We start from the raw sequence: 19,068 nt of genomic DNA on the forward strand, positions 1-19,068 counted from the left end.
CTGGGATGCTTCCTAATCCGGCCAAAGCGCGGCGTCAATCGCATTTGCACCGCCTTGACGGGATCGCGCGGGCATGGCCTAAGCAGGCGATCAAACAGGGCGATCACATGCTGCGCGGACTATATGACTGGACGATATCGCTGGCGCGCACGCCTTATGCGCTTTGGGCGCTGGCGGCGGTGGCCTTTATCGAATCGTCCTTCTTTCCGATCCCGCCCGATGTGCTGATGATCCCGATGATCATCGCGCGCCCGTCACGTGCCTTTCTCATCGCCGGCGTGGCGACAATCGCCTCGGTGCTGGGTGGCATGTTGGGCTATTTCATCGGGTTCGCGCTTTATGATTCTGTCGGCGTCCAGATCCTGCAATTCTATGGCAAAGAAGATTATTTCGCCGATTTCGCGGTGACCTATAACAGCTATGGTGCCTGGGCGGTGCTGGTCGCGGGCGTGACGCCGTTCCCCTATAAGGTGATCACGATCGCATCAGGCGTAACGCAATTGTCGTTGCCAGTGTTTATTTTCGCCTCGATCACGGCGCGCGCGCTGCGGTTCTTTCTGGTGGCGGCGCTGCTGTGGAAATTCGGTGAACCAATCCGCGATTTCATCGAACGCCGCCTTGGGTTGATGTTTATCCTGTTCTGCGTCCTGTTGCTGGGCGGATTTGCATTGCTGGGGGTTCTATGACGCGTAACCTGTTGATTTTCGTTGCCGGTGGCGGCTCTTTTGCCTTGTTGGCGGGGGCCTACCTGTTCCAGGCTCTGGGCTATCCGCCCTGTGCGATGTGCCTGTGGCAACGCTGGCCGCATATGGCCGCAATCGTGATTGCCGCCTTGGCGCTGCGCTTTGGTGGGCGCGCCCTGCCCGCTTTGGGCGCTGCTGCGGCGGCTCTCACCGGTGGTCTGGGCGTCTATCACACCGGCGTCGAACGCGGCTGGTGGCAAGGCCCGACATCCTGTTCCGGTGCAGGCAGCCTGCAGGGCATGTCCGGTGCGGACCTTTTGGCGATAGAAGGCCCGCGCGTGGTGATGTGCGATCAGGTGACATGGGAATTCCTGACCCTGTCTATGGCAAGCTGGAATGCAGTGGTGTCATTCGGCCTGATGGCGATCTGGATCATCGCCGTGATGAAAGCAAAAGGCTCGTCTCGGACCGCGTGACGCCTTCCATCCGGCGGATCGCGAACAGGGCCTGATCGAAATCCTCCAGCGTCTTGGTGCCGATTTCGGCGATCAGATCCCAGGTGCCGTTGGTGGAATGGACCACGATTACTGCAGGCATTGCGGTCAGGCGTTTCATCACCTTTTCGGCGCCGCGCCCGGCGATTTCCAGCATCATCAGCCCGCGCACCGCATCGGGGCGAATGTCGGACCGTGTCAGCACGGTGAACCCCGCAATCTCACCCCCCGCGATCAACCGGTCGAGCCTGACCCGCGCCGTTGCCCGCGTCACGCCGATGCTGGCGGCAAGATCCGACAGCGAGGCACGGGCATTCTTGCGCAAGGCGCGGATCAGGGCGCTGTCCGTTTCGTCCATTGGTGCCGTCCATTCTGGTCAATTCGCACCCAGATTGCACAATTTGCAGGGTTCCGCCATCAACGTTTCCGGCTAATCTGCCGCCATGACACATAAACATTGCATATTGATTGGCGCCCCCGTGGATTGTGGCAAACGCCGCCGGGGCTGTTTGATGGGCCCCGACGCCTATCGCACCGCAGGTATCGCCGAGGCGATTACAGCTCTAGGGCATTCCTGCACCGACTGGGGCAACCTTGCGCCCGCTGCGGTGGAGGTGGGCGAACCGCGCAACCCCTTGGTCTACAAACTGGCCGAGAACGTCGGCTGGACCAAGACACTGGCCGATGCCGCACAGAAGGCCGCCGCAGATGGTTTCCCCATCTTCATGGGCGGCGATCACGCGCTGGCGGCTGGGACTGTCTCTGGCATGGCCGCCCATGCGCAAAAGGCGGGGCGTCCGTTCTTCGCGCTCTGGCTCGACGCGCATAGCGATATTCACACGCCCGACACGACCGACAGCGGCAATCTGCATGGCACACCGGTCGGTTACGTCACCGGGCGCGACGGGTTTGACGATTTCCCGCCCCTGCCCGTCCGTGTCGATCCGGCCAATATCTGCATGATCGGGTTGCGGTCCGTTGATGTGGCAGAACATGAAATTCTGGCTGATGGAGATGTCGAACTGGTCGACATGCGCCGGATTGACGAAGAAGGGATCAGCGCGCCGTTGCAGGCCTTCCTCGACCGCGTCGCGGCGGTTGACGGCATGTTGCATGTGTCGCTGGACGTTGATTTCCTCGATCCTTCCGTCGCACCCGCCGTCGGCACGACCGTGCCGGGCGGTGCCACGGTGCGCGAAGGGCATCTGGTGATGGAAATGCTGTCGGATTCCGGGCTGGTCACCTCGCTGGATTTGGTCGAGTTGAACCCGTTTCTGGATGATCGCGGCAAGACCGCCAACCTGATGGTCGATCTGACGGCATCCTTGCTGGGCCGCCGCGTGTTCGACCGGCCAACGCGGAGCGTGAAATGAGTCTGAAAGCATCCCCCCGCGCCATGGTGCCCTTTGTCAGCGTTGATAACATGATGCGGCTGGTGCATCGCATTGGCATTGAAACCTTCATCGCCGATCTGGCCCAGGCGATTGAAGAAGATTTCGCCAAATGGGACCAATTCGATAAAACCCCGCGCGTGGGGTCGCATTCCGACGTCGGCGTGATCGAGTTGATGCCCACGTCCGATGGCGTGCTCTATGGTTTCAAATACGTCAACGGCCACCCCAAGAATATGGGCGAAGGCCTGCAGACAGTGACCGCCTTTGGCGTGTTGTCAGATGTCTATTCCGGTTATCCGCAGCTATTCACTGAAATGACCCTGCTGACGGCCCTGCGCACGGCGGCGATGTCGGCGGTGGCGACGAAACATCTGGCCGCCCCCGGCGCCGATACGATGGCGATGATCGGCAATGGCGCGCAGTCGGAATTCCAATGTCTGGCGGTCAAGGCGGTCTGCGGTGTGCAAACTGTCCGGCTTTACGACATCGACCCTGCCGCCACCGAAAAATGCGCGCGCAATCTGGCGGGGCTTGGACTGAACATCATCACCTGCACCTCGCCCGAACAGGCCGTCGAAGGTGCGCAGATCATCACCACCGCGACCGCCGACAAGGATATGCAGACGATCCTGACCGATAATATGGTCGGCGCAGGTGTCCATATCAACGCCATCGGCGGCGATTGCCCCGGCAAGACGGAACTGCACCGCGATATCGTGGCGCGCGCATCGGTGTTCGTCGAATACCCGCCGCAAACGCGGATCGAGGGTGAAATCCAGCAAATGGCCCCCGACCATCCGGTGACAGAACTTTGGCAGGTCATCACCGGCCAGACCAAGGGCCGCAAATCCCCCGATGAAGTCACCCTGTTCGACGGTGTCGGCTTTGCCATCGAGGATTTCAGCGCCCTGCGTTACGTCCATCAGCGGATCAAGGACACGCCCTATTACATCGATCTGGACCTGATCGCCGACCCCGACGACCCGCGCGACCTGTTCGGGATGCTGAAACGGGCCAAATAAGGCCGGTTTTGCCCTTGTTTTGCAATGCGGCATTGCACCCCAGATAGGGTGTCTGTTAGTATGCCTCAACCAAAATATAGCAGATAGCAGACAGGCGGACTTTGTGAACGATACTCCTGAAACCCCTGAAAACGATGATGATTTGCCTGTGACACGCATGGCCCATGCTGGCCCCAGCGTCACCATCGAACACGAATTAAAAACCAGCTATCTGGATTACGCGATGAGCGTGATCGTCTCGCGCGCGATCCCCGATCTGCGCGACGGTCTGAAACCCGTTCACCGCCGCATTCTTTACGGGATGTATGAGGCCGGGAATACCCACGATAAATCCTATCGCAAATCTGCCCGGTCTGTTGGCGACGTGATGGGGAAATACCACCCCCACGGCGACAGCGCGATCTATGACGCTCTGGTGCGGATGGCGCAGGATTTTTCCATGTCGCTGCCGCTACTGGACGGGCAAGGCAATTTCGGGTCCATGGACGGCGACCGCGCCGCGGCCATGCGCTATACCGAAGTGCGGATGGACAAACCCGCCGCCTTCATGCTGGCCGATATCGACAAGGATACCGTCAATTTTCAGGACAATTACGATGGCAAGGACCGTGAACCCACCGTCCTGCCCGCGCGTTTCCCCAATATGCTGGTCAATGGCGCCGGCGGTATCGCCGTCGGCATGGCAACCAACATTCCCCCGCATAACCTGGGCGAGGTCATTGACGCCACACTGGCGCTGATCGACAACCCCGATCTGACGTCCGAGGACATGATCGAATACATCCCCGCCCCCGATTTTCCCACCGGCGGGATCATTCTGGGCCGGTCCGGTGCGCGCAAGGCGTATCTGGAAGGGCGCGGTTCTGTGATCGTGCGCGCGAAAACGGTGATCGAGGAAATCCGTAAGGATCGCTATGCCATTGTGATCAATGAGATTCCCTATCAGGTCAACAAGGCCGTGATGATCGACCGCATCGCCGAGGCCGCGCGCGATAAACGCATCGAAGGCATTGCCCATGTGCAGGATGAATCCGACCGCAACGGTGTGCGGGTCGTCGTCGAACTGAAACGCGATGCCACGGCAGAGGTGGTGCTGAACCAGCTGTTCCGTTTCACCCCGATGCAAACCTACTTCGGCTGCAACATGTTGGCGCTGAACGGCGGCAAGCCGGAACAACTGACATTGCGCGCCTTCCTGACCGCCTTTGTCGATTTCCGCGAAGAGGTCGTCGCGCGCCGCACAGCCTTTGAATTGCGCAAGGCCCGCGAACGCGCCCATATCCTGTGCGGTCTGGCCGTTGCGGTGACCAATATTGACGAGGTGGTCGCCACCATCCGCGCCTCTGCCGATGCCGCCGATGCGCGTCATACGCTGATGACGCGACCCTGGCCCGCTGCGGCGATCCTTGAATATATCAAACTGATCGATGATCCGACCCATACCGCCAACGCAGACGGCACTTATAACCTGTCAGAGGCGCAGGCCCGCGCAATCCTTGAACTGCGCCTGCAACGCCTGACCCAGATCGGCGTCAAGGAAGTCACCGATGAATTGCAGGAACTGGCTGGCAAGATCCGCGAATATCTGGAAATCCTTGGCTCTCGCGACCGGATCATGCAGATCATTCGCGATGAATTGACCGAGGTCCGCGATCTGTTCGCCGTCCCCCGCCGCACCCAGATCGTCGATTGGGCGGGCGATATGGATGATGAAGACCTGATCGAAAAAGAAGATATGGTCGTCACCGTCACCTCCGGCGGTTACATCAAACGCACTGCACTTGCCGATTTCCGCGCGCAGCGGCGTGGCGGCAAAGGTCTGTCGTCGATGGGCACCAAGGACGAAGATGTCGTCACTACCCTGTTCGTCGCCAATACCCATACGCAATTGCTGTTCTTCACCACCGATGGCATGGCCTATAAGCTGAAGACATGGCGCCTGCCTTTGGGCAGCCGCACCGCCAAGGGCAAGGCGATCGTCAATATCCTGCCAATCCCGCAAGGCGTATCCATCGCCGCGATCATGCCGGTGGACCGGCCAGAAACGGAATGGGACGCGCTGCAGATCGTCTTTGCAACATCCGCTGGCGACGTACGCCGCAATGCCCTGTCGGATTTCACTAACGTCAAGTCGAATGGCAAGATCGCCATGAAACTGCCTGATGAACATACGCTTTTGGTCAATGCGCGCATCTGTTCACCGGACGATGATATCATGCTGGTGACTGACTCTGGTCGCGCGATCCGTTTCCCCACGACCGATGTCCGCGTCTTCAAGGGCCGCGACAGCACCGGGGTGCGCGGAATCAGGTTGCAGGGCGATGACAAGGTCGTCTCCATGTCCGTGATCCGGCATTTCGAGGCAGAGGCAGAAGAACGTGCCGCCTACCTCAAAATGCGCCGTGCGATGGCAGGGTTGGCCGATGATGCCGAGGTCGAAGATGAAGAAGCCACGCCGGGGTCCATCAGCCCCGACCGCTATGCCGAAATGTCGGCGGCGGAAAACCTGATCCTGACGATCAGCGCCAAAGGGTCGGGCAAATTGTCATCCAGCCATGATTACCCAGTGCGCGGACGCGGCGGCATGGGTGTCACGGCCATGGACAAGGCGATGCGCGGCGGCCCGCTGGTCACGTCTTTCCCGGTGGAAATGTCGGACCAGATCATGCTGGTCACATCGACCGGCCAGTCGATCCGCGTGCCGGTGGAAGGGATTTCCTTCCGCTCGCGATCTGCGGGCGGCGTGAAAGTGTTCAACACGAGTAAAGGCGAAACCGTGGTCTCTGTGGCCTGGATCGCCGATCAGGGTGAGGGTGAAACAGAGGCAGATACCTAACCGGCACCGGGACAACCCGGGCCACAACAAAGAGGCAGAAACCATGATCAGGAAAATCACATTGGGGGCGACGCTGACGGCGGCCCTGTTGCTGGCCACCGCAGGCGGTGTCGCGGCGCAGGGGTTTAGCGGGGCAACGCTCGGGCTTGATTATAACAAATCGCTGGACAGCTCTGATCTGGGCGGCGTGAACTACTACGGTCAGGCCGAGGTCGAGGCGATTTCAGGGATCAGTTTCGCGCTGGACCTGTCGTTTTATGATTTCGCCATCGCGGGATCCGATGCGCGCAATGTCACCGGCCACGCGATCTATGCGCTGGATAGCCAGATCGCACTCGGCGCTTATTTCGGGCGCGACTGGATCGACGACGAGACGATCAACAATTACGGCGTGCAGGGCGCCTATGATTACGGCTTTGGTGTCGCGCAGGCCTATGTCGGGCTGGGTGACGGCGCGCTGGACAGGCTTTATGCGGCAGGTGCCTCGGGCAATTACAATTTTGCTGGCGGGATCAGCGCGATCGGGTCGGTTGACGGCGTCAGCTTTGACGACGGCAGCGGTCTGACAATCGAGATCGGCGGCGAATATGCGCTGGCGGGTGGGCCGGTATTCAGCGGTGTGCTGGGGCGGAATTACCTGAGAAATACAGGCACCGACATTGACGAGACCTATATCGGCGTCAAGGCGCGGATCGATCTGGGCTATCAGAACGGCACGACCTTTGATCGTCGCAGTTTCTTTGAGGCATATCGCGCCGCAGGCGGCTGAACCCAAGGCCCCGGAGAATATCCGGGGCATGCCCCGTTGGCATGCGGGGCCTTTTCTTTTGCCCTGCATCGGCCTAAATGCAGGGCATGCAAAACACACTCCACATCATCGGCGGCGGTATGGCCGGATCAGAGGCCGCCTGGCAGGCCGCCAATGCGGGCATTCAGGTCGTCATCCATGAAATGCGGCCCAAGGTCGGCACTTTCGCCCACCGCACCGGCAATCTGGGGGAAATGGTCTGTTCCAATTCCTTCCGCTCTGACGATCACGAACAAAACGCGGTCGGCCTGCTGCATTGGGAAATGCGGCAGGCGGGCGGGCTGATCATGGACATGGCGGCGCGCCACCGCCTGCCCGCAGGCGGTGCATTGGCCGTGGACCGCGACCCTTTCGCCGAAAGCGTGACCGCCGCGCTGAAATCGCATCCCAACATCACTGTTAATTACGATGAAATCACCGCCCTGCCCGACGATGGTCACTGGATCATCGCCACCGGCCCGCTGACATCGGGAGCCTTGGCCGAGGCGATTGCCGCCGAAACCGGCAGCGAGGCACTGGCGTTCTTCGACGCCATTGCCCCCATCGTTTACCACGAAACGGTCAATATGGACGTGGCCTGGATGCAGTCGCGCTATGACAAGGGCGAGACGGTGGAGGAACAGACCGCCTATCTGAACTGCCCGATGAACAAGGACCAGTACGAGGCGTTCATCGACGCCCTGCTGGCCGCAGAGAAAACCGAATTCAAAGAAGGCGAAACCGCCGGATATTTTGACGGCTGCCTGCCGATTGAGGTCATGGCTGAACGCGGCCGCGAAACCCTGCGCTTTGGCCCGATGAAACCGGTCGGCCTGACCAATGCGCATGATCCACAGAACAAACCCTATGCGGTGGTGCAATTGCGCCGGGATAACGCCTTGGGGACGCTTTATAATATCGTCGGCTTTCAGACCAAGATGAAATACGGCGCGCAAAAGGCTGTTTTCGCGATGATTCCGGGGCTAGAGAATGCTGAATTCGCCCGCCTCGGCGGCATCCACCGTAACACGTTCCTGAACTCGCCCACCTTGCTGGACGACCAGATGCGCCTGCGTAGCCGCCCCAATATCCGTTTTGCAGGCCAGATTACCGGCGTCGAAGGCTATGTGGAAAGCGCCGCGATGGGCCTGCTGGCCGGTCGCATGGCGGCGGCGGAATTGCGCGGTGAAACGCTCGCCCCCGTTCCCGATACCACCGCGATGGGCGCGTTGGTCACCCATATCACTGGCGGTGCGGATGCGAAAACTTTCCAGCCGATGAACGTCAATTTCGGGCTGTTCCCGCCGCTGGATGGTGTCAAAGGTGGCCGACGCGGGCGCAAGGACCGCTATAAGGCTTATACTGACCGCGCCAAACTGGACTGGCAGGATTGGCTTGCGCCACAGGCGCTTGCCGCCGAATGATCACGCGGTTCGCCCCGTCGCCGACGGGGCCGCTGCACCTGGGCCATGCCTATTCCGCGATCCTGGCGCATGACATGGCGCGCGCCGCAGGCGGACAATTTCTGCTGCGGATCGAAGATATCGACCAGACCCGCGCCCGCCCGGCATGGGAAACCCAGATATATGACGACCTGCGCTGGCTTGGCCTGACATGGGACGGGCCGGTCTGGCGACAATCGGACCGGATGGACAGCTATTACCGCGTCATCGACGATCTGTGGCAGCGCGGACATTTGTATATCTGCACCTGCACGCGGCGGCACATTCAGGCAGCGCTGAGCGCGCCGCAGGAAGGGGCGAATGTCGGCCCTGACGGGCTGATCTATCCCGGCACTTGCAAGCCCCGACGCAACCATCTGGCATCAGCCGAGATCAGAGATGCGGTGTTGCGATTTGATCTGGATACATTGACAGACGACGATATGTCATTTAAAAATAATGGCTTGCGTATTGATGTGACGCTTGATGACCTGCGCCGTGATGTCGGTGATTTCGTCATCGGGCGCAAGGACAGCGGCACGTCCTACCACCTCAGCGTCGTGCTGGATGATGCGGCGCAAGGCGTCACCGATGTCGTGCGCGGTGCCGATCTGGCCGACGCAACACAGATCCATGTCGCCTTGCAACGCCTGCTCGGCCTGCCAACGCCGCGCTATCACCACCATGATCTGATCCGGGATGAAAACGGCAAACGCCTTGCCAAACGTGATGACGCCAAGGCGATTGCGAAATTCCGCGACGAAGGGGCGACCCCTGCAGATATCAGGCGGATGGTGGGGTTGTGTCCATAGGTTTCATCAATTCCACCTCGGCATCATCGCGCACGGCGGTATAGAAACAGGACCGCCGCCCGGTGTGGCAGGCAGGCCCTGTCTGATTGACCGTCACCAGCACGCAGTCGCGGTCGCAATCGACCCGGAAATCCACCAGTTCCTGCACATGCCCGCTGGTATCGCCCTTGACCCAGAACGACTGGCGCGAACGCGACCAATAGGTCACGCGCCCGGTTTCCAGCGTGCGCACGATAGATTCCGCGTTCATCCAGGCCATCATCAGCACATCGCCCGATGCGGCATCCTGCGCGATGGCGGGGATCAGCCCTGCGTCATTATATGTCAGGGTCGACGGATCAAAAGACATGGGTTTCCCTTTGCAAGCCGGAGGCAGCGCCCTATCTAGAGGTGATTGGACCAAAGGGCAAATGCGATGTCAGCCGAAACCGATATGATCAAGCTTTATTCTGCGCGGATTCTGGCGCTGGCTGCGGATATGCCGCGCACGGCACGGCTGGAAAATCCGACCGCGACGGCAAAAAAACGCGCGCCGCTTTGCGGGTCCAACGTGACGGTCGATATCGTGGTGCAGGACGGCGTGATCACCGATTACGGGCAGGATGTGAAAGCCTGCGCCCTGGGGCAAGCCGCCGCTGCCGTCGTCGGTGGCGCAATTGTTGGCCTGACTGCGGATCAGGTGCAGGCTGGGCGCGATGCGCTTTATGCCATGCTGAAATCGGACGGCCCGGTGCCGCCTGCCCCGTTTGACGGGTTGGAAGTGCTGGAACCCGCACGCGATTACAAGAACCGCCACGCCTCGATCATGCTGGCGTTCGAGGCCACGTTGGACGCGCTGCAGGTGGCCAAGGCCCGCGCATACAGCGTTTCGGTAAATACCTGAAATATCTTAACGCGCCTTTCCCGTTCGCGCGCAGCAAAAAGCGCTGCAGGTTCTTCCTGCAACGCATAAAAAAACCGCCGCGCATCCGGGCAGGATGGCGGCGGCGAGTTTGGCGGCATTCCGGTCCATATTGTCAGGAAGAGGCAAAATCCCATGACAATGGGCGGGGAGGTTCATTGCAAGGTGGGACAGGCAATGGGCGAACCGGATATCCGCGCGGCACGTCAGACCGACCCGGGCAAGGACAATCCGACAAACAACAAAACCATCAAGGCGATCACGCCCAGGGCGTCCCCGATCAGCGTATGACGCGAACGGATGAGAATGGTTTGAATTTCTTTCGCCATGTTCATGTTCCCTTAATGTTCTGTTGCTACTTTGTTCTCATATCAGACATGACCTGTAAAGAACTTTTTAGGAACATCGGGAAAGAAATTTATTAACCTATTGAAATCAAACGGATCGCGCGATCCTGTTCCAACAGCCACAGCAGGTTGCGCGCACCTTCCCCACGAGGAAGGGTCAGATCAGGATCATCATGCAGCAGCTTGCGCGCATCCGATTGCGCCACCGCCATCAGCCCCGCCTGCCGTTCCAGATCGGCGACACGGAACCGCGGCAGGCCCGATTGCGTGGTGCCGATCACGTCGCCTGCGCCGCGCATCATCAGGTCTTCTTCGGAAATGCGGAAACCATCCTCGGTCTCGCGCAGGATTTCCAGCCGCTTGCGGCCGTTCTCGGACAGCGGCGGCTGATAGATTAGCAGGCAGGTCGATGCCGCATCGCCGCGTCCGACCCGGCCGCGCAACTGGTGCAATTGCGCCAGTCCGAAACTTTCCGCGCCTTCGATCATCATGATGCTGGCGTTGGGGACATTCACCCCCACCTCAATCACCGTGGTGGCGACCAGCACGCGTGTGTCGCCGCTGACGAACCGCGCCATGGCCGCGTCTTTTTCTGCAATCGGCATCTGGCCATGCACCAGCCCGACGATATCATCGCCCAAGGCGGCGCGCAGCCTTTTGAACCGTTCTTCAGCGGCAGTCATTTCCACCACTTCGCTTTCTTCGACCAGCGGGCAGACCCAATAGGCCTGCCGCCCGTCGGCCACCGCGGCGCGCAGTTTCGCCACCACCTCATCCATCCGGGCGGCTGATACCAATGCCGTCTGCACCGGTTTGCGCCCGGGTGGTTTTTCATCCAGCACCGACACATCCATATCGCCATATTGCGCCAGCGCCAGTGACCGCGGGATCGGCGTCGCCGTCATCACCAGCACATCGACAGCGCGACCTTTCGCGCCCAGTTCCATCCGCTGCGCCACGCCGAACCGGTGTTGTTCATCGATTACCGCCAGACGCAGATCATGGAAATGCACGTCTTTCTGGAACACCGCATGGGTGCCGACCAGAATACTGATCTCACCCGCCGCCAGCGCCGCCAGTTTCGCTGCGCGATCCGCCCCCTTGTCACGGCCTGTCAGCACCTCCAGTCGGATACCGGCAGCGGCGGCCAGCGGCTCCAGCCCGGCATAATGCTGGCGCGCCAGAATTTCGGTCGGGGCCATCATCACGCCCTGCCCGCCTGCCTCGACCACCTGCAGCAGCGCCATCATCGCGACCAGCGTCTTGCCCGACCCGACATCGCCCTGCAACAGCCGGTTCATCCGCTGCTCTGCCGCCAGATCGGCGCTGATGTCGCCAATCGCGCGGGTCTGCGCGCCAGTGGGCGCATAGGGCAGATCGGCCAGAACACGCGCCTGCAACGCACCATCGCCGCGCGACGCGATACCCTTTGCCCGCCGCGCCCGCGACCGCGCCAAGGCCAGCGTGATCTGATGCGCCATCAATTCGTCATAGGCCAGCCGCGCGCGGGCAGGATGATGCGGCGACAGGTCAGTCGTCGATTGCGGGTTATGCGCAAGGTGCAGCGCCTCTGCCCAATCGGGCCAGCCTTCGCGCGCCTTTTGGCCGGGGTCGATCCATTCCGGCAGATCGGGCAACAGGGTTAACGCAGACCGTGTCGCCTTCCACATCGTCTTTTGCGTGATGCCCTGATGCAGCGGATAGACGGGTTCGAATGCGGGGATCGTTTCGGCCTCTGCGAGGGGCAGGACGTGATCGGGATGCACGATCTGCGCGATCCCGTCAAAAAGTTCCAGCTTGCCCGACACCACGCGGCGCTGGCCCGTGGGCAGCAATTTCTGCAGATAATCGCCGCGCGGATGGAAAAACACCAGTTGGAACGTGGTTTGCGCATCCTCGACATTGATCCGATAAGGGCGGCCCTTGATCTTGGGCGGCATATGCAGGCCCACCGTGACCTCGACCGTGACGACACAGGGGGCGATGACATCGCGGATGCTGGCGCGCCTGCGCCGGTCCACGCCGGAAATCGGCAAGGTAAACAGCAGATCAGCGGGTTTGACCGTGCCCGCATCCGTCAGGATCTGCGCGGTTTTGGCGCCCACACCGTCCAGCTGGGTCAGGCTGCCGAACAGCGGGAACAGCGGTTCGGGCCGGCCGGTCATGGGGATGCGATCAGCGCAAGCCAGCCGTCCTCGTCCAGGGTGCGGATGCCGAGCGCTTCGGCCTTGGCCGCCTTGGACCCGGCCCCCGGCCCTGCGACCAGAATATCGGTCTTGGCGCTGACCGATCCTGCGACCTTGGCGCCAAGGGATTCGGCGCGCGCCTTGGCCTCTGCCCGTGTCATTTTCTCCAGCGTGCCGGTGAAGACAACGGTCAGGCCCGACACCGGGCTGTCGCTGGCGATTTTGGCGGCGTCCTGCACGTCCAGTTCGGCGACAAGCGCGGCGATGGACTCGGCTTCTGCCGGGTTCTGCAGCGTGGTGATCAGCGATGTCGCCATCACCGCGCCGACGCCATCGATGCTGATCAGCGCGTCCCAGGCGGGACCGCTGCCGATCTCCGCCTCGGCCATCGCGGCGGCGAAATTGGCCCAGGACCCGTAATGTCCGGCCAAAAGCGCGGCAGAGCTTTCACCGACATGCCGGATTCCCAGCGCATAGATCAGCCGGTGCAGCGGGATTTTGCGTTTATTATCAATCGCGGCGAACAGATTATCGGCGCTTTTCGCGCCCCAGCCGTCGCGGTTTTTCAACTGCTGCATTCCTTGGCCGAACCGCGCGCGCAGGGTGAAAATATCCACCGGCGTGTTGTTCCACCCAAAGGCAAAGAATTGTTCGACCTGTTTGGCGCCCAGCCCTTCGATATCGAAAGCCGCGCGCGACACGAAATGTTTCAGCCTTTCAACGGCTTGCGCGGGGCAGATCAGACCGCCGGTGCAACGGCGCACGGCATCGCCGTCTTCGCGGATCGCAGGCGATCCGCATTCGGGGCAGGTATCAGGGAATTTATAGGGCTTGGAATCTGCAGGCCGGCGCGCAAGGTCCACATCCTTGATCTTGGGGATCACGTCGCCGGCGCGGAACACCTGCACCCAATCGCCGATGCGGATATCGCGGCCCTCGCGGATGGGCTGGCCGTCGCCGCCGCGCCCGGCGATATAATCTTCGTTATGCAGGGTCGCGTTCGACACCATGACACCGCCCACATTCACCGGCACCAGCCGCGCGACGGGTGACAAGGCACCTGTGCGCCCGACCTGAATGTCGATCCCGGTCAGTTGCGTCCAGGCGAGTTCGGCGGGGAATTTATGCGCAATCGCCCACCGCGGCGTGGTGGACCGGAACCCGAGCCTGTGTTGCAGGGCCAGATCATCGACCTTGTAGACCACGCCATCGATATCATAGCCAAGCGTGGCGCGCTGCGCCTCGATCCCCTGATAATGCGCGATCATCGCGGCGGGCGTGTCGCAGGTGACAGTCAGCGGATTGGTGGCGAAACCCATCGCCTGCAGCCGCGCAATCGCGCCCGATTGCGTGCCTGCCAGCGGTTCCGACACCTGCCCCCAGGCATAGGCAAAGAAACGCAACGGGCGCGCGGCCGTAATCTGCGCATCCAGTTGCCGCAGCGACCCTGCGGCAGCATTGCGCGGATTGGCAAAGGTTTTCGCGCCTTTCGCGTCCTGCCCTGTGTTCAGCGCGGCGAAATCGGCATGGCTCATGTAAACCTCGCCCCGCACCTCCAGCACATCGGGCGCGTCTTTCAGGCGCTGCGGGATATCCGCAATGGTGCGCGCATTGGCGGTGACGTTTTCGCCCACGGCCCCGTCACCCCGCGTCGCGGCCTGCACCAATTCGCCCTTTTCATACCGCAATGACAGCGACAGCCCGTCGATCTTGGGTTCTGCGGTATAGCGCAGGGGCTGATCTGCGCCCAGCCCAAGATATTTGCGCACCCGTTGGTCGAAATCCGCGACATCGTCATCGCTGAACGCGTTGCCCAGCGACAGCATCCGCACCGCGTGCTGCACCTTACCGAAACCATCGGCCACGGCGGCACCCACCTGATCGCTGGGGCTGTCGGAGCGTTTGAGGTCGGCAAACCGCGCCTCGATCGCGGTATTGCGGTGTTTCAGCCGGTCATATTCCGCGTCAGAAATCGCCGGATCATCCTCGCGATGGTACGCGGCATTGGCCTTTTGCAGCAGATCGGCCAGCCTTGCCAGTTCGGCGCGCGCCTGATCCACGGTCAGTTTATCCACCGGCATGGCGGCGATATCGTCACTTTGTGCTTTCTGGCTCACGTCGGTCCCCAATGCGATTGCGCGCCAGATAGTGTTAGGCAGCCATCACGCCAAGGTCCAGACGCGATGGGGCGATTGCCCCGCGCCGGGCAAAGTTATGCCCCGACGGCAAGCCGGGGGATCACGGCGACAGGTTCCGGGTCGCGCAGGACGTAACCCCGCCCCCAGACCGTTTCGATATTGTTTTCGCCATTTCCGGCCTCTGACAATTTCTTGCGCAGCTTGCAGATAAAGACATCAATGATTTTCAGTTCCGGTTCATCCATCCCGCCATAAAGGTGGTTGAGAAACATTTCCTTGGTCAGCGTGGTGCCCTTGCGCAGTGACAGCAATTCCAGCATCTGATATTCCTTGCCGGTCAGATGCACGGCAGCGCCCGCAACCTCGACTGTTTTGGTATCCAGATTGACCGCCACCTTTCCAGTGCGGATGATGGATTGCGCATGGCCTTTCGACCGACGGATGATCGCATGAATACGCGCCACGAGTTCTTCGCGGTGGAAAGGTTTCGTCAGATAATCATCTGCCCCGAAGCCAAAGCTTTTCAGCTTGCTTTCTGTCCCATCGTCCCCTGTGAGGATCAATATCGGCGTATCGATGCGGCTGAGCCGGAGCTGGCGCAACACTTCGTGCCCGTTCATATCCGGCAGGTTCAGGTCCAGCAGGATCAGGTCGTAATCATATAATTTCGCCAGATCGATGCCTTCTTCACCCAGGTCGGTCGTATAGACGTTCAGATTGGCATGGGTCAGCATCAATTCGATGCTTTTCGCCGTTGTCGGGTCATCTTCAACCAGCAAAACGCGCATAGGGATTCTCCACTTAAACTTGTGCCATTCATCATAGAAACAAAAAGGTTAACCATATATTACCTATAGCGTATAAATATCAAAAACAATCTAAGGTTGTCTATATTTTTGCAATGCCGTGGCTTTCAGTGCGGCTTCACCATGGTCGGCCACGGCCCTGTCCCATTCGCTGAATTCCTCTTCGGACAGCGCATAGTTTTCCAACGCCTCTTCCCTTGTGATCAGCCCATGGGTGACGGCGCGCACCACGGCGGCCTTGCGCGATGCGACCCAGCGGCGCGTTGTCTTGTCGGGCAGATCCGCCCGTGTCATGACCGTGCCATCCGGCAATGTAACGGCCCGCGGCCCGTTCAGTTTCTTGATCCGCATCGCGAACCCCTTTCCTGCAGCTCCCTCAGGTGTTATCGGGGCCATGACTTAACGACAGGTATACCCGCGCCTTGAGAATAGGTTGCATTTTCCTATATTTGTAACGGTCCTCGCCATGACGGAAGCTGACATGCCCTTTGAAACGCCCTTGAACTCGCTTGGTTTTGCCAAGGCCCCTGCCGATACCCGCGTGGTCGTTGCCATGTCCGGCGGTGTGGATTCCTCTGTCGTGGCGGCAAAACTGGCCGAAGAAGGCTATGATGTCGTCGGCGTGACCTTGCAGCTTTATGACCATGGCGCGGCGCTGGCGAAAAAAGGTGCCTGCTGCGCGGGCCGTGATATCCACGATGCCCGCCGCGTGGCCGAGGAGATGGGCTTTCCGCATTACGTGCTGGATTACGAAAACACCTTTCGCGAGGCGGTGATGGACGAATTCGCCGACAGCTATCTGGGCGGCGCGACGCCGGTGCCCTGTATCCGCTGCAATGAACGGGTGAAATTCAAGGATCTGCTGCAAACCGCCAAGGATCTGGACGCCGATTGCATGGCCACCGGCCATTACATCCAGCGCAAGATGGGGCTGGACGGCGCGGAACTGCACAGCGCCGCTGATGCGGCGAAAGATCAAAGCTATTTCCTGTTTTCGACCACGCAGGATCAGCTGGATTACCTGCGCTTTCCGCTGGGCCATCACAAAAGCAAGGATGAAACCCGTGCGCTTGCCGCCAAATACGGGCTGAGCGTGGCGGATAAACCCGACAGTCAGGATATCTGTTTCGTCCCTAACGGCGATTATGCCGCGGTGATCGAAAAACTGCGCCCCGGGGCCGCGGCACCGGGCGACATTGTCGATATCAACGGCAACGTGCTGGGCAAACATAATGGCGTGATCCATTATACTGTGGGCCAACGGCGCGGCCTTGGCATCGGGGGGCTGGCAGACCCGCTTTATGTCGTGCGCCTTGATGTCGATAATAAGCAGGTCATCGTCGGACCGAAAGACATGCTCGCCACCCGGCGCGTGCCGATCCGTGAAATCAACTGGATCGGCGGCGGGAAACTGACGGATGTGGCCGAACGCCAGATCGCCGTGCGCGTCCGGTCCACCCGCCCGCCGACTGACGCGGTGCTGCGCCCGATCAGCGACACAGAAGCCGAGGTTGAACTGCTGGTCGCCGAACAAGGCGTGTCACCCGGTCAGGCCTGTGTGTTCTATGACACAGAAACCACCCGCATTCTGGGCGGCGGCTGGATCTGGCGCGGCGTCTGACGATCGCGCGAGACGCCAAACCAAAATAAAAACGTTTGTATTAAAAATAGAAACGTTTTACATTTTTTTGTGGGATTGACCGATTTTTGGTTAACGATATGTAATCGATGTAGAAGTGTTTCTCTTTTTATCGGTTTGCATGGGGTTGGTTAATCATGGCGACGACGTTCAACGTATTCTACTTGGGCGTTCACGCCATCATCGACCCGATCGAGGGTAATCAGATCGCCGAAAACGCCTCTGCGCTTGTCGGGTTGACGGTTGGCGATGCAAGTAACCCACTGTTCAACAACCTGCAGACGCTATCGCCCGGATCGGTGCGGTTCGATCAGCCGACTGGCTTGTTTAGCTTTTTCCTTCCCGGAAGCAGCTCTCAGGATCGCGCTGTTTACAACCAAGACAATAACATCCGAAACGAAACTTTCCGGATTAACAACGGCGCCGATCAGGTTTTTGACGCTGGCGCAAATTACACCGCAACGCTGACATATACCGATGGAACGACAGCCAGCATTAGTGCCGTTGTTTTTCAGGACACCGCTGGCCGCACATATCTGGGACCACCTCAGGCGGCAGGCGCTGATCTGGCCGCTCTGACGGCAAAGCCAATACGGTCCATCACTTTGAATTCTGTGGCGCAAAATGGGTTCGTCGGTTTGGTCGGCGACCGCCCTGACTTCTTCACCCAAGATAACATCCTCACCTGCTATGTCACCGGCACCGCGATCCTGACGCCGACCGGCGAAGAACCCATCGAAACCCTCGCGCCTGGCGATCTGGTGATCACCAAAGATCACGGCCCCCGCCCGATCCGCTGGATCGGCAAAAGCACCGTCAAGGCAATGGGCAAGCTCGCCCCCGTCCGCATCGCCGCCGGTGCGCTTGGCCCCAACCTGCCTGCGCGTGATCTGCTGGTGTCGCGCCAGCACCGGATGCTGGTGGCTTCTGCGATCTGCAAGCGGATGTTCGGCGCGGATGAAATTTTGATCCCCGCGATCAAACTGATCGCCCTGCCCGGTGTGGACATCGTCGAGTCCAGCACTGACGTCACCTATGTCCACCTGATGACCGATACCCATGACGTGATCTTCGCCGAAGGCGCGCCGAGCGAGACTTTGCTGACCGGAGCCATGGCGATCGAGGCATTGGGTCCAGATCACATGGAAGAAATCGCCGCGATCTTTCCCGATCTCGCAGACAGCGAACCCGTGCCCGCGCGGCTGATCGCAAGAGGCAAGAAAGTGGACCAGATGATCGCGCGTCATCAGAAAAACGGCGTGACGCTGGCGGCTTGATCTCTACGTCCTGTTTCGGGCAAGGCCCCGTCCAACTTGCTGCAGGCCGGAAAAAACCTCTGGCAGATCATCGCTGGCCCCATTACCCAAGGCGCATGATTTACACATCCGCATCAGACTGGCGCGAAGCGCCGCAAAAACGTGTCCTGCTGTTCGCGATGTCGGGGCTGGGCAAGACCTATCTGTCCAGCATGCTGCGCGAAACCGGCGACTGGTTCCATTATTCCATCGATTACCGGATCGGCACGCGGTATATGGGCGAATATATCGCCGATAACGCCAAGCGCGAGGCGATGAAGGTCCC

Annotated in this window: 18 protein-coding genes and 1 pseudogene; 12 read left to right on the top strand and 7 right to left on the bottom strand. The window is 60.3% G+C overall.

Going from position 1 to position 19,068, the window contains the following annotated elements:
• The first annotated feature begins 107 nt into the window (after positions 1 to 107).
• Both ACK4TM_RS12370 and ACK4TM_RS12375 read left to right on the top strand, forming a co-directional pair.
• The gene (locus ACK4TM_RS12370; RefSeq protein ID WP_409701826.1) at positions 108 to 686 is read left to right on the top strand and encodes a YqaA family protein; all 579 of its coding nucleotides are present in this window, start codon (positions 108 to 110) and stop codon (positions 684 to 686) included.
• The gene (locus ACK4TM_RS12375) at positions 683 to 1,159 is read left to right on the top strand and encodes a disulfide bond formation protein B (protein WP_409701796.1); all 477 of its coding nucleotides are present in this window, start codon (positions 683 to 685) and stop codon (positions 1,157 to 1,159) included. The genes ACK4TM_RS12370 and ACK4TM_RS12375 overlap by 4 nt, the downstream gene beginning before the upstream one ends.
• Here ACK4TM_RS12375 and ACK4TM_RS12380 read toward each other — a convergent pair.
• Positions 1,116 to 1,535 (bottom strand): Lrp/AsnC family transcriptional regulator, encoded by a 420-nt coding sequence (locus tag ACK4TM_RS12380; protein ID WP_409701798.1) that lies wholly within the window; start codon positions 1,533 to 1,535, stop codon positions 1,116 to 1,118. The two genes, ACK4TM_RS12375 and ACK4TM_RS12380, sit on opposite strands and share 44 nt — an antisense overlap.
• Positions 1,536 to 1,620: 85 nt before the next feature.
• Between ACK4TM_RS12380 and rocF the strand changes: the two genes are divergently transcribed.
• The 6 genes from rocF to gluQRS all read left to right on the top strand — a co-directional run bounded on the left by rocF (position 1,621) and on the right by gluQRS (position 9,470).
• Positions 1,621 to 2,550 carry an arginase gene (gene rocF, locus ACK4TM_RS12385; protein WP_409701800.1) on the top strand — a complete coding sequence of 310 codons (930 nt, stop codon included), beginning with the start codon at positions 1,621 to 1,623 and terminating at the stop codon, positions 2,548 to 2,550.
• Complete coding sequence (locus tag ACK4TM_RS12390) at positions 2,547 to 3,593, top strand: ornithine cyclodeaminase (protein ID WP_409701802.1); 1,047 nt, start codon at positions 2,547 to 2,549, stop codon at positions 3,591 to 3,593. Before rocF ends, ACK4TM_RS12390 begins: the two co-directional genes overlap by 4 nt.
• Positions 3,594 to 3,696: 103 nt before the next feature.
• Positions 3,697 to 6,429: a DNA gyrase subunit A gene (gene gyrA, locus ACK4TM_RS12395; RefSeq protein ID WP_409701804.1), complete on the top strand. Its 2,733-nt coding sequence runs from the start codon at positions 3,697 to 3,699 to the stop codon at positions 6,427 to 6,429.
• 43 nt (positions 6,430 to 6,472) lie between these two features.
• The gene (locus tag ACK4TM_RS12400) at positions 6,473 to 7,198 is read left to right on the top strand and encodes a hypothetical protein (RefSeq protein ID WP_409701806.1); all 726 of its coding nucleotides are present in this window, start codon (positions 6,473 to 6,475) and stop codon (positions 7,196 to 7,198) included.
• Between the two features lie 86 nt (positions 7,199 to 7,284).
• The gene (trmFO, locus tag ACK4TM_RS12405) at positions 7,285 to 8,640 is read left to right on the top strand and encodes a methylenetetrahydrofolate--tRNA-(uracil(54)-C(5))-methyltransferase (FADH(2)-oxidizing) TrmFO (RefSeq protein WP_409701808.1); all 1,356 of its coding nucleotides are present in this window, start codon (positions 7,285 to 7,287) and stop codon (positions 8,638 to 8,640) included.
• Positions 8,637 to 9,470, top strand: coding sequence for a tRNA glutamyl-Q(34) synthetase GluQRS (gluQRS, locus tag ACK4TM_RS12410; protein ID WP_409701810.1), 834 nt, complete (start codon positions 8,637 to 8,639; stop codon positions 9,468 to 9,470). Before trmFO ends, gluQRS begins: the two co-directional genes overlap by 4 nt.
• On the opposite strand, the gene hisI is transcribed toward gluQRS, so the two are convergent.
• Positions 9,442 to 9,819 carry a phosphoribosyl-AMP cyclohydrolase gene (gene hisI / locus ACK4TM_RS12415; RefSeq protein WP_409701812.1) on the bottom strand — a complete coding sequence of 126 codons (378 nt, stop codon included), beginning with the start codon at positions 9,817 to 9,819 and terminating at the stop codon, positions 9,442 to 9,444. The genes gluQRS and hisI overlap by 29 nt on opposite strands.
• Positions 9,820 to 9,885: 66 nt before the next feature.
• Here hisI and ACK4TM_RS12420 point away from each other — a divergent pair, with 66 nt between their 5' ends.
• The gene (locus ACK4TM_RS12420; RefSeq protein ID WP_409701814.1) at positions 9,886 to 10,353 is read left to right on the top strand and encodes an iron-sulfur cluster assembly scaffold protein; all 468 of its coding nucleotides are present in this window, start codon (positions 9,886 to 9,888) and stop codon (positions 10,351 to 10,353) included.
• A 224-nt stretch (positions 10,354 to 10,577) separates the two neighbouring features.
• Here the strand turns inward: ACK4TM_RS12420 and ACK4TM_RS12425 are convergent, their stop codons facing one another.
• From ACK4TM_RS12425 to ACK4TM_RS12445, 5 genes are all read right to left on the bottom strand, one after another.
• Entirely contained in the window at positions 10,578 to 10,700 is a 123-nt protein-coding gene (locus ACK4TM_RS12425) for a hypothetical protein (protein ID WP_409701816.1), read from the bottom strand.
• Between the two features lie 92 nt (positions 10,701 to 10,792).
• Positions 10,793 to 12,883: an ATP-dependent DNA helicase RecG gene (gene recG, locus ACK4TM_RS12430; RefSeq protein WP_409701818.1), complete on the bottom strand. Its 2,091-nt coding sequence runs from the start codon at positions 12,881 to 12,883 to the stop codon at positions 10,793 to 10,795.
• Positions 12,880 to 14,985, bottom strand: a complete 2,106-nt coding sequence (gene ligA / locus ACK4TM_RS12435; RefSeq protein WP_409701828.1) for an NAD-dependent DNA ligase LigA — start codon at positions 14,983 to 14,985, stop codon at positions 12,880 to 12,882. Before ligA ends, recG begins: the two co-directional genes overlap by 4 nt.
• Positions 14,986 to 15,116: 131 nt before the next feature.
• Positions 15,117 to 15,830, bottom strand: a complete 714-nt coding sequence (gene ctrA, locus ACK4TM_RS12440) for a response regulator transcription factor CtrA (protein WP_409701820.1) — start codon at positions 15,828 to 15,830, stop codon at positions 15,117 to 15,119.
• A gap of 90 nt (positions 15,831 to 15,920) precedes the next feature.
• Positions 15,921 to 16,199, bottom strand: a complete 279-nt coding sequence (locus tag ACK4TM_RS12445) for a DUF1153 domain-containing protein (RefSeq protein WP_409701822.1) — start codon at positions 16,197 to 16,199, stop codon at positions 15,921 to 15,923.
• Between the two features lie 130 nt (positions 16,200 to 16,329).
• Here ACK4TM_RS12445 and mnmA point away from each other — a divergent pair, with 130 nt between their 5' ends.
• The 3 genes and pseudogenes from mnmA to ACK4TM_RS12460 form a co-directional block, all read left to right on the top strand.
• Positions 16,330 to 17,469, top strand: coding sequence for a tRNA 2-thiouridine(34) synthase MnmA (mnmA, locus tag ACK4TM_RS12450; protein WP_409701830.1), 1,140 nt, complete (start codon positions 16,330 to 16,332; stop codon positions 17,467 to 17,469).
• A gap of 155 nt (positions 17,470 to 17,624) precedes the next feature.
• On the top strand, positions 17,625 to 18,764 hold the full coding sequence (locus ACK4TM_RS12455) for a Hint domain-containing protein (RefSeq protein WP_409701824.1): 1,140 nt from the start codon (positions 17,625 to 17,627) through the stop codon (positions 18,762 to 18,764).
• Between the two features lie 95 nt (positions 18,765 to 18,859).
• Positions 18,860 to 19,068, top strand: a pseudogene (locus ACK4TM_RS12460) (ATPase); the annotation flags it as partial.

Origin of the sequence: Yoonia sp. (assembly GCF_046292185.1) — a bacterium.
GTDB lineage: Bacteria > Pseudomonadota > Alphaproteobacteria > Rhodobacterales > Rhodobacteraceae > Yoonia.